The organism is Caulobacter sp. AP07, assembly GCF_000281955.1.
Lineage (GTDB): Bacteria > Pseudomonadota > Alphaproteobacteria > Caulobacterales > Caulobacteraceae > Caulobacter.
The window spans coordinates 48195-56277 of the sequence record NZ_AKKF01000134.1 but is presented as its reverse complement, the minus strand read 5'-3'; the positions used below and the strand labels follow the sequence as shown (position 1 = coordinate 56277).

The 8083-nt window shown below is 69.6% G+C and carries 5 protein-coding genes; 1 reads left to right on the top strand and 4 read right to left on the bottom strand.

Going from position 1 to position 8083, the window contains the following annotated elements:
• Nucleotides 1-58 precede the first annotated feature (58 nt).
• The gene (locus PMI01_RS09655; RefSeq protein WP_007667388.1) at nt 59-445 is read right to left on the bottom strand and encodes a hypothetical protein; all 387 of its coding nucleotides are present in this window, start codon (nt 443-445) and stop codon (nt 59-61) included.
• A 186-nt stretch (nt 446-631) separates the two neighbouring features.
• On the opposite strand from PMI01_RS09655, the gene PMI01_RS09650 reads away from it, so the two are divergent.
• Nucleotides 632-2548, top strand: a complete 1917-nt coding sequence (locus tag PMI01_RS09650; protein ID WP_007667387.1) for an HWE histidine kinase domain-containing protein — start codon at nt 632-634, stop codon at nt 2546-2548.
• A 245-nt stretch (nt 2549-2793) separates the two neighbouring features.
• Here PMI01_RS09650 and PMI01_RS09645 read toward each other — a convergent pair whose 3' ends face one another.
• The 3 genes from PMI01_RS09645 to PMI01_RS09635 are packed head-to-tail and all read right to left on the bottom strand — an operon-like array spanning nt 2794 to nt 8073.
• Nucleotides 2794-3990 carry a CaiB/BaiF CoA transferase family protein gene (locus PMI01_RS09645; protein ID WP_007667385.1) on the bottom strand — a complete coding sequence of 399 codons (1197 nt, stop codon included), beginning with the start codon at nt 3988-3990 and terminating at the stop codon, nt 2794-2796.
• A 37-nt stretch (nt 3991-4027) separates the two neighbouring features.
• The gene (locus PMI01_RS09640) at nt 4028-4453 is read right to left on the bottom strand and encodes a PaaI family thioesterase (RefSeq protein ID WP_007667383.1); all 426 of its coding nucleotides are present in this window, start codon (nt 4451-4453) and stop codon (nt 4028-4030) included.
• Nucleotides 4450-8073, bottom strand: coding sequence for an ABC transporter permease/M1 family aminopeptidase (locus tag PMI01_RS09635; RefSeq protein WP_007667381.1), 3624 nt, complete (start codon nt 8071-8073; stop codon nt 4450-4452). Before PMI01_RS09635 ends, PMI01_RS09640 begins: the two co-directional genes overlap by 4 nt.
• Nucleotides 8074-8083: the final 10 nt, after the last annotated feature.

Genomic DNA, 8083 nt, shown 5'->3' with positions numbered 1-8083 from the left:
GCGGCGGCCGCGGCGATCGCCGCGGCCGCCGCCAGGGTCGTCAGGGTCTTTTCAAAGATCACTTGTCGCGGCCGCCGCGGTTTCCGGCCAGCAGCAGGCCCAGCAGGACGCCGACGCCGAGGCCGGCCAGGGTGGCGGTGATCGGCCGCTCGCGAACGCGCTCTGCGACATAGCGCTGGGCTTCGTCGACCTGTTGGCCGGCGGTGTCGGTATAGGTGCGGGTCTGGGCGCGCAGGGTTTCGAGGCCCTGGGTGAGCGAGTGCTCGATGCGCTTGGCGGCGTCGGCCAGGTTGACCTTGGCGGCGGCGGCGGCGTCGTTGAAATTGGCCTTGGCGGCCGAGGCCGCTTCGCCGAAGCTGCGTTCGGCGTGATCCAGGGCGGCGCCGGCGTTCGCGGAGGCCTTGCTGGCCTCCTTGAGGGCGGGGTTCAGGGCGTTGTCGGGCATGGGAATCTCCGGTTCGCGGCTCAAGCTTCTGGGGGGCGGACAGCTGCGAAGCTGCGCCCGCTCAACGCGAAGCCAAGGCCACGAGTTCCATTGTAGCGCCAAGGTTGGAGCTTCACCACAGGGGATGATCGCCGCCTGGACTTTATCGATCTCGCGCGCCGCGCGAACCCGGTCTATGGTCCGTTCATGGACGATGCGGGCGGAACGCTGGCGGATGATCAAGAGGCGCGCCGGCTGCGCGCCCTCACCGCCCTTCGCGCCCTGAACGGCGACCCGGCCGACCCGCGTTTCGACCGAATCGTCCGCATCGCCTCGCGCCTGTTCAACGCGCCGAGAGCGGCCATTCGCCTGATCGGCGAAGACCGGATCTGGCTGAAGGCCAAGGTGGGCTTCGACCAGGTCGAGGAACCCCGGCCGGCCGGGCTCGAGGCGCGCCTGCGCGATTGCGGGGTCGTCACCAATCTCGATCTCGCCGCCGATCCCGCCCCGGCGATCCGGCCGTTCGCCGCCGACACCCGCTTCTTCGCCTGCGCCCCGCTCAAGGATCCCGACGGCCAGATCATCGGCCTGCTGACGGTCGAGGACGACAAGCCCCGCCCGGCGATCGACGGCGACCTGACACGGGCCCTGGCCGACCTGGCGGCCCTGGCCATGGAAGAGCTGCTGCACGACGCCGAAACCGCGCGCAACGCCGCCGAACGGTCGCTGGACAGCGAACGCATCGCCCTGGCCCTCGCCGCCGCCGAACTGGGCGAGTTCGAGTGGGACATGACGGCCCACCTGATGCGGATCAGCCCGCGCATGGCCAAGATCATGGACGCCCCGGCCGGCGACCACCCCGCCGCGACCAGCCAGGCGCTCTACGACTTCATCCATCTCGACGACCGCGCCGAGACCCGCGCCAGCGTCGAGGCCCAGCTTGCGGAGGGCGGGCGCTACGAGGTCGAGTTCCGGCCCCTGTCGGCCAATCCCGACCGGACGGTGTGGATCCGCGCGGCCGGGGTCCTGGTGTTCGACGGCGACCGCAAGCCCATCCGGCATATCGGCGTGGTGCAGGACATCACCGCCCGCCGCGACGCCGATGACCAGCGCGAAAACCTGCTCACCGAGCTGGACCATCGGATCAAGAACATCCTGGCCGCCGTGCAGGCGGTGGCCGGGCAGTCGGCCCGCAAGGCCTCGTCGCTGGACGGGTTCCTCAAGACCTTCGCCGCGCGGCTGAAGTCGATGAGTTCGGCCCATGACCTGCTCAGCGCCGCCCGCTGGCGCGGCGCCACCCTGGCGCGGATCGCCGCCGCCGAGTTGGGCGGCCTGGCCCCCAACCAGACCCGCTGGGACGGGCCCGAACTGTTCCTGACGCCCCGCGCCGCCGCCGCCCTGTCGCTGGCCCTGCACGAACTGGCGGTCAACGCCGTGAAGTTCGGGTCGCTGTCGGCCGAGAGCGGCCGGGTCGAGGTGGTCTGGCGCGCGGCGCCCGACGGCGGCTTCAACCTCGAATGGCTGGAGACCGGCGGTCCGATGACCTCGCCGCCCGACAAGCGCGGCTTCGGCGCCACCCTGATCGAGGACGTGGTCGGTCGCGAACTGAAGGGCCGGGCGACGATCGAATACCGGCGCAGCGGCGTCACGGCGATGATCCACGCGGCGGCCGACGCCCTGGTCGACACGCCCGAGCCCGAACCGGCCGCCCCGGAGAGCGAGCGCATCGTCGAGACCCTGGGCGGCGGCGCCGACACCTTCAGGGCCGGCGACATCGCGGGCTTGCGGGTGCTGATCGTCGAGGATTCGCTGCTGCTGGCCATGGAGCTGGAGGCGGGGCTGGAGGATTCCGGGGTCGAGGTGGTCGGCTGCGCGGCCGAACTGTCCGAGGCCCTGCAGATGCTGGAGCTGTCGTTCGACGCCGCGGTGCTGGACGCCGACCTCAACGGCCAGTCGGTGGCCCCGGTCGCCGAGGTGCTGCGCCGCGAAGGCCGGCCGTTCGTGTTCGCCACCGGCTATGCCGACAAGGCCGCCCCCATGGGCTTCGACGCCCCGATCGTCCGCAAGCCCTACAACGTCCACCAGATCGCCCGGGCCCTGGCCTCGGTGACGGGACGGGGGTGACAGGCCCTCCCCCACAGGGGGAGGAGAACCGTCGGGGACATGCCCATGGGCATGTCCCGAGCCGTGGGCGCGGCTTGGCGGCCTCACGCGGTTCACCGCTGAGCTATCGGGTTTTGAAGGGGGGACCAGCGAAGCTGGTGGGTGGGCTTCGCCGCCCCAAGGCGCTCAAACACCCTGCACCGGACCCCCACCCGACCTCCTTCGGAGGCCACCCTCCCCGCAGGGGGGAGGGAGAGAGTCCAGGATCAAACCACTCCGCGTTCCCGCAACCCGGCGATCGCCTCGTCCGACAGCCCCGCCACCTCGCGCAGCACCGCGTCGGTGTGCTCGCCCAGGCCCGGGCCCGGCCAGCGCACGCCGCCCGGCGTGTCCGATAGCCGCGGGAAGGCGTTCTGCATCTTCACGGTCCCGAACACCGGGTGGGCCACCTCGACGATCGACTCGCGGGCGATGAACTGCGGGTCCTTGAGCATGTCCGGCGCGCGATAGACCCGGCCGACGGCCAGGCCGGCGTCTTCCAGCAGGGGCAGCAAGGTCTCGATGTCGTGCTCGACGGTCCAGCCGCCGATCGTGGCGTCGAGCTGGACCTGATTGGCGCCGCGCGCCGCGTGGTCGTGATAGCGCGCGTCCTGGGCCAGTTCAGGCCGGCCCATCACCTCGCACAGGCGCTTGAACAGGGTGTCCTGGTTGGCGCCGATCAGGATCAGCTCGCCGCCCCGGGTCGGGTAGACGTTGGACGGCGCGATGCCGGGCAGGATCGCGCCGGAGCGCTCGCGCACATAGCCCGACAGGTCGTATTCGGTGATCAGGTTCTCCATCACCGTCAGCACGCTTTCGTAGATCGCCGCGTCGACCACCTGGCCCTGGCCGGTGCCGTGGCGGGCGTGGATCGCCATCATCGTCCCCAGCGCGGCGTTGAGGCCGGCCAGGCTGTCGCCGATCGAGATTCCGGCCCGGGCCGGCGGCCGGTCGGGCTCGCCGGTGATGTGGCGCAGGCCGCCCATCGCCTCGCCGATCAGGGCGTAGCCGGCGCGGTGCGAATAGGGACCCGTCTGACCGAAGCCCGAGACCCGCGCCATCACCAGGCCAGGATTGGTCGCGGCCAGGGCGTCATAGCCCATGCCCCATTTTTCGAGCGTGCCGGGGCGGAAGTTCTCGACCACCACGTCGGCCTTGGCGATCAGGGCGCGGGCGACGTCGCGGCCCTCGGGGGTGCGCAGGTCCAGGGTGACGGACTTCTTGTTGCGGCCGATCACCGGCCACCACGGCGAATGGCCCTTGGGCTTGGTGCGGCCCCACTGGCGCATCGGATCGCCGGCCTTGGGGTCCTCCAGCTTGATGACCTCGGCGCCGAAATCGCCCAGCACCTGGCCGCAGAACGGGCCGGCGATCAGCGAGCCCATTTCGATCACCCGCAGGCCGTTCAGCGGCGCTTCGGCCATGTTCTTCTCCCCCGACACCTTCAGAAACCGCGTCCCCTTACGGAATCGCGTAGGCGACCGTCGCCTTGGCGGCGGCCCGCTGGCGCGATTCCGACCAGATCAGGATATCGGCCGTCGCGATGCGGCGGCCGAGCTTGAGCAGGCTGGCCTCCGCATGGAGGTCGCCCGGCTTGGCCCCGCGCAGGAAGTGGATGGTCAGGGACGTGGTCACCGCCATCGCCACCTCGCCGATATGGGCCAGCACCAGGGCGTAGGCCGCCATGTCGGCCAGCGCCATCTGGGTGGGTCCCGAGATCAGGCCGCCCGGCCGCAGGGCCCGGCTGGCGAAGGCCTGGCGCACCAGGACCCGACCCGCCGCCACCTCGACCACCTTCGGCATCAGGTCGGCGTCGGCCTCCGGGAAGGCCCCCGACAGGAAGGCGTTCAGCGCCGCCGCGTCCAGCTTCGGTTCGTGCGGATTCACTGGGCCTCGACCTTGATGACGTTGTCGTCGCCGTTGCGGTCGATGACGATGTTGTAGGGGTCCACCCCGGCCGCCTTCGGCGCGACCTTGGTCACGAAGGTCAGGGTCTGGGTTCCCGAGCGGATGGTCCGGCGCTCCAGGGCGATGACCTTGTCGGCCCCGAAGCCCTTCTTGCCCGGCTCCAGCGAGAACAGGCCGACATCCATCGGCTCGCTCATCGGCGCTTCCTTCTCCTGGCCGCGGCCCTGGGCGTAGAGCTTGCGGGCCTCGACCACCAGGGTCACGTCGTAGCGGCCGTCGGGGCGCATGCTGGCCCGCGCCGACTGGGTCTTCAGGTCGTAGAGCGTGATCTTCTCGAACAGGTCGGTGATCAGCGCCTGCTTGTCGGCCGGGGCGTGGCGACGCAGGGCGGCGACCAGTTCCAGGGTGGTGGGATAGGGCGGGCCCTTGAAGGCGTAGGCGGCCAGCATCTCGCGCAGGGCGGCGTTGACGTTGTCCTCGCCGATCTCCTCGGCCAGGCGGTACATCACCAGCGAGCCCTTGTTGTAGTAGATGTAGGGCTGGTCCTCGACCTGGCGCAGCGGCAGTTCCTCGATCACCTCGCCGCCCCGGGCCCGCAGGTAGCGGTCCAGTTCGTATTTGAGGAACTTGCGGATCATCGGCTCGCCATAGGTCTTCTTCATCACCATCAGGGCCGAGTACTGGGCCAGGGTCTCGCTCAGCGCCGCGCCGCCCTGCTGGTCAGCGCCGATCAGCTGGTGGGCCCACCACTGGTGGGCGATCTCGTGGGCCCCGACATAGGTGACCATGTCGATCTTGCTCGGGTCGTCGTACTTGGAGATGAAGCCGAGGTTCTCGGACCACGGGATGGTGTTGGCGAACGACTGGGCGAAGTCGCCGTAGCCCGGGAACTCCAGGTAGCGCAGCTGGCGGAACTGGTAGGGGCTGAAATTGGCCTGGTCGTAGTCCAGCGACCGTTTCATCGAAGCCAGCATCCGGTCGACGTTCCAGCCATGCGGCGGGTCGTAGTAGACCGACAGCTGCACGCCCTTGTAAGGCTCGGTCCTGACCGCGTAGCGGGCCGACTGGATCGAGAAGAAGTGCAGGATCGGCGCTTCGGTGACGAACCGCGCCGTGCGCCGGTCGCCGGCCTTGGTCACCGGTCCGCCACTCTTGGCCGGCTCGAACCAGACCTTCTCCGACACCTTGTAGCCCGGCGCGATCGGGGTCTGGTCGGCGTCGGTGGTGACGGTGATGTCGGCGGTCACCCAGTCGCTGTCGCGGCGCAGGCCGTTGAACTCGCGCGAGGCCGCGTCGCCCAGCTTGGCCATCCGCAGTTGCGGCGGCAGGCCGTACTTGCGCCGCTTGGTGCGGTCGTTCAGGAGCCCTCTTCGGTCCATGCCCAGCGACGGGGCCAGCTGCTGGTCGTTGATGAAGGTGCCGTTGTCGACCATGCTGATGTCGGGGCCGCTGTTGCGGAAGCCGAACTCGACCCGGGCGGTGCTGAACGACATCGAGCGCCGCTCGCCCGGCTGCATCGGGGTGTCGAAGGCGAAGATCCGGTAGTTGAAGCGCTCGAAGGTGCGCTTGGGCCGGGCCCCCTGGATCGACAGGGCCAGCACCTTGAGGTCGCGGTCGAAGCGGACATGGATCTCGCGCAGCGGCTTGCCGGTGCGGTTCTCGATCTCGTAGACGCCCTTGGTGTCGATGCGCGGCATGTGCGGGCGGATGTCGACGTCCAGCTTGACCGCCACGATCTTGGGCTGGGGCGTGGTCTCGAACGGCAGCAGGGCCTTCTCGTAGTCGGCGGTCCAGCGCTCGTTGCTCAGGGTCGTGCGGTACTGGTTCCAGACGTTGGTGTTCATGTAGATGAACACTCCGACGCCGAGGAACACCATCAGGGCGGCGCCGGCCACCAGGCCCGAACGGCCCGAGAGGCGACGCGGCAGGGCCAGCAGCCGGGGCCTCAGCCGGGTCTCGGTCCCGCGTCGCCACAACACGTGGCACAGCACCAGCAGCACCGTCGCGAAGGCCGCCCAGTAGAGCCGGAACCACCAGGCGCCGATCCAGAACCGCCCCAGGCCGTTGAGGTCGGAGCGCGGCACGGGCGAGGTCCCGTCATAGATGTAGAGGTTGTGCTCCAGCCCGTAGCTGGACGCGACGATGGTGGCGATGATGTACAGCACCATCAGGCCCCAGCCGACGAACTTGTGCGGCGACAGCACCTGCAGGAACACCGCCAGCACCGCCAGCAGGAAGCAGTCGGCGGCCTGGGGCAGCACCCACCAGAACAGGTAGTTCACCAGTTCCAGATGGGTGTAACCCTTGATCAGCTGGATCGTGATGGCCATCAGCGCGGCGATCACGAAGGTCGAGACCAGGACCAGGCCGATGGCCAGGGTCTTGGGGACCACGAAGGCCCAGTCGGGGATCGGTGTGGCGTCGATCAGCTCGTGGGTCCGCCGCTCCTGCTCGCGCCAGACCAGTTCGCCGGCGTAGAACGAGGCGATGATCAGGCTGATGAACGGGAAGACGCCTTCCAGCGAGCCGATCATCGCCCGGGTCACCGGATAGATCGCCCCGCCATAGAGGCCGTCGTCGGCGACGTGCCAGAGATTGAGCACCGACAGCACCCCGGCCAGGCCCAGCAGCACCAGATAGGCCGGGCTGAGGAAGACCTGCCGGGCGTCGAGCCGGGCCCGGGCCCACAGCTGGGCCAGGTGGGTGGCCGTTCCGAAGGTGGGGGTCGCGCGGGCGACCTCGGTCGCGGCGCGCGGGATGTCGGCGTCGGACTTGTCGCGCTTGACCCTGGCGGCGCCGTCGCCCTTGCGCAGGTCGAACAGCCAGTAGGCGGCGGCGATGATGACCAGGGCGACGCCGGTCCACAGCAGGCGGTTGGCCAGCAGGAAGCCGGCCAGAGGCGGCAGCTGGGCGTTGCGCTCGGCGGCCGTCCAGTAGCGGGTCGCCAGGCCGAAGGCCCCGCCGCCGAAGGGCTCCCAGAGGGCGGCGACCTTTTCCAGCCCCGGCTGGCGCAGCAGGGTCGCGCCGACCGACGACAGCACCATGAAGGCGATGACGCCGACATAGGTCCACATCATCGACCGCGTCAGGGTGGTCAGCGAGAAGAACACCGCCGAGGTCAGCAGCAGCGACGGTAGGGCCAGGACGAAATAGCCGAACAGGTAGTGGGAGAGGACGAAGGGGCCGACGCTGTCGGGGTCGACCCACCACATGGCCGCGCCCAGGGCCATGCCGACCGGCACCGCCAGGAACGACAGGGCCGCCGCCGCGAAGGCGCCGGTGAACCGGCCGTACAGGTAGTCGAACTTCGACAGCCGCGTAGACCGCAGGATGCCGTGGAAGCCGGTGTCCTCGTCGCGGACGATGATGTTGGCCACGAAGGCGGCCGTGACGAACATGTAGACGATGGCGAAGAACAGGTGGGCGTTGGCGATCACCGACGCGGCGTTCTTGTGGACGTTGGCCGTGGAGCCCAGCTGGACGATGTTCGGCGCGGCGACCGTGGCGAAGGCCAGCAGGAAGAAGATGATCACCCCGACCCAGAAGACCGGCTGGCGCGCCTGGTAGCGGAACTCGAAGGCGGCGACTTTTCCGAACATCCCCACGCGT